This is a genomic window from Streptomyces sp. NPDC050636 (genome assembly GCF_040654775.1).
Taxonomy (GTDB): Bacteria; Actinomycetota; Actinomycetes; order Streptomycetales; family Streptomycetaceae; genus Streptomyces.
On sequence record NZ_JBFAIP010000237.1, the window covers coordinates 1 to 2,725 of the forward strand.

Annotated in this window: 1 pseudogene; it reads right to left on the reverse strand. The window is 71.1% G+C overall.

The features are described 5' to 3' along the window. Positions 1 to 2,501, reverse strand: a pseudogene (locus AB0I10_RS40925) (hypothetical protein); the annotation flags it as partial. Positions 2,502 to 2,725: the final 224 nt, after the last annotated feature.

A 2,725-nucleotide genomic window follows, 5' to 3' on the forward strand; every position in this document is an offset into this window, starting at 1 on the left:
TGCTGGTTTGGCTGGTTCTGCGGCGCCTGCTGGTTTGGCCCGTTCTGTTGGTTCTGGTCCTGGCGGGGGCCGTCGAGGCGGGGGTTGTGCGGGGGGCGTTCGGGGGTGGGCTGCTGGGTGTGGTCCTGGACGATCTGCGAGCCGTCGGGGCGGCGGTTGCTGCCGGGGGGTGTGGTGGGTGCGTCCCGGCGGGGCCCGTCCAGGCGGGGGTCGTAGGCCGGGCGTTCGGGCTGACGCTGCTGGGTGGCGTCGTGGATTGCCTGGGAGCCGTCGGGGCGGCGGTTGGAGGGCGTGCCTCCGCGAGGTGGAGCGCTGCGGGGTGGGGTGGTGTTTCCGGTGGTGGGGCCGTTCTGGGTGGGAATGCCGGTGGGGGCGCCCATCATCGGGCCGGGGTTCTGGGGGGTGTTGGGCTGGGGCTGTTGGGGGGTGGTGGGGTTGGTGGTGTGTTGGGTGGGTGGGGGTGCGGTTGTGGTGTCCGCGGATTGGGTGGTGACGGTGGTGTCGTGGTCGTCCGGGACGGTGGGCATGGGGTTGCCGGGGGCTGGGTCGCGTTGCTGGATGGGCTGGCTGGTCGTGGGGGTGTGGTGGACCGGGGCGCCCTGGGGTGGGGGGCTGGCGTGCGGCATGGAGGCGCGGCCACCGCTGCCGGTGTTGGAGTTGTCTCCGTTGGTGGGGTTGTTGCCGGTGCTGTCGTGGGAGTTGGGGGTGTCGCTGTAGGAGGGCGGGTTGCCGGCGACGTCGGGGACGGGGTCGGGGGTTGGGGAGGGGGCCGGTGACGGGGCTGGGGCCGGTTGGGGTGTGTCCGGGCGCGATGGCTCGGCTTGGTGGGGGGATTGGTCTGGGGTGGGGCGGGCCGCGTCCGGGGTGGTGTCGGGCGCGGGCTGGGGGCTGATGGGCTCCGGGGTGGTGTCTGGGGCCGGTTGCGTGCTGATGGAGTCCGGGTTCGGGCGTGCGGCGTCCGGGGTGTTGTCCGGTGCCGGCTGGGGGCGTATCGAATCGGGGTCCGGGCGGGAGGCGTCCGGGGTGGGGCCCGCTGAGTCGGGAGTGCCTCCGGCGTGAGGGGTGTTGCCGGAGTCGGGGGTGCTTCCGGACTCAGGGGTGTTGCCGGAGCCGGGGGTGTTGGAGGCCGAGTCCGGGCTGTCGTTGCCGCCCCGGTAGCCCTCGTCGAAGGGGGAGCGCTGCTCCGGGGGCGGGAGGGGTTGCGCCTCGGGGGTAGTGCGGTTGCCGTCGGGGCCCGGTGTGGAGGTGTCGGGGGAGGACGGGTTGGTGCCGGTGCCCGCACCTGTGCCTGAACCCGAGTCCGAACCCGAGTCCGAACCCGAGTCCGAACCCGAGTCCGAACCCGAGTCCGAACCCGAGCCCGAGCCCGAGCCCGAGTCCGAGCCTGCGCCTGCGTTGTCTGAAGCGCGGGGGGTGTGGCTGGTGGAGCCTCCGCTGTCGGAGCTGCCCCGGCTGCCGCCCCCCGCGCCACTGCCGCTGCTGCCGCCCGAGTCGTTGGACGTGCTGCCGGAGCCGCCGTCGGAGCCGCTGTTCGAGCTGCTCCCCGAGCCCCCGTCGCTGTTCGCCCCGCTTCCGGAGCCGCCGTCGCTGCTCCCAGATCCACTGCCGGAGCTGCCGCCGTCTCCGCTACCGGACCCACTGCCGGAGCCCGACCCACTGCCGGAGCCCGAGCCACTTCCGCTGCCGGCTCCGGATCCGGAGCCGTTGCCTCCGCCGTCGCCGGAGCCGCCGCCGTCTCCTCCGTCGCTGTCGCCGTGGCCTGCCGCACCGTCCAAGCCGTGGCGCGCACGTCGGCCCGCCCGGCCGCCGGCGCCGTCACGCAGACCCTCGCCGAGGGCTTCGCCGGTGTTCCTGAAGGCGTCCTCGCCCGCCTTGTAGCCCTCCTTGGCCGTCCGGCCGAGGTCATAGCCCTTCTGGGCACCGAAGTTCTGGTTGACGGTCTGCGCGATCAGGTCGGAGACCATCGCCTCCAAGGCGGATATCACCGGCTCCTTGGCAGCCTCCATGATCGCGTCGAGGAGTTGCTTGGCAACTTCCTTGAGGATGCGGCGGACGACCTCACGGGTGGCCAGCGTGGCGGCCGCGGCGCCTATTTCGGACAGGCCGAGGGTGAAAGGTGCCGCCGCCTGAGCCGCGATGATTTCCGCGGCGAGGATTATCAACTGCGTGATGACGGCGATCTTCATGCCGATGACGAGGGCTGCGGCGGCCTCAAAAGTGAAGGCGATGACCTCGGCGGCCTGAGCGGCATCATCGAAGTAGCCGGAACCACCCGCGAACTTGTCCCAGGTCTCGCTGAAACCCTCGATGGCGTCGCCCGCGTTCTCACCGAGCACATTGGCCGCGTACGTAGCACCGTTGGCCTGGTGCTCCCGCACCTCGGCCGCGAACTGGCGCCACACCTGGGCACATTCGACAAGTTTGTCCTCGTCCGCGTGCGGCCAGTTGAAGCCGAGCATGTCCAGAACCCAGACAACAGCGTGCGGCGGCATCATGGACAAGGTGAAACTCCCCCGTGAAAGTGCTTTTGTGGCATACGTGGTGGGAGGCGGCTTACCTGCCCGTCTCCCAGCAAAGGACTCGGCGAACGGACGGCTTTACGGCTGTCGCGGAGGGTGAAGCGTCCTGACGACGGTGCCCTGGTCGGACTTGGTCGGGTCCTGCCACGCCTGTTTGTTCTCGGCGTGCTGCTTGATCAGCGACTCGCTGAAGTCCTCACCCTCCG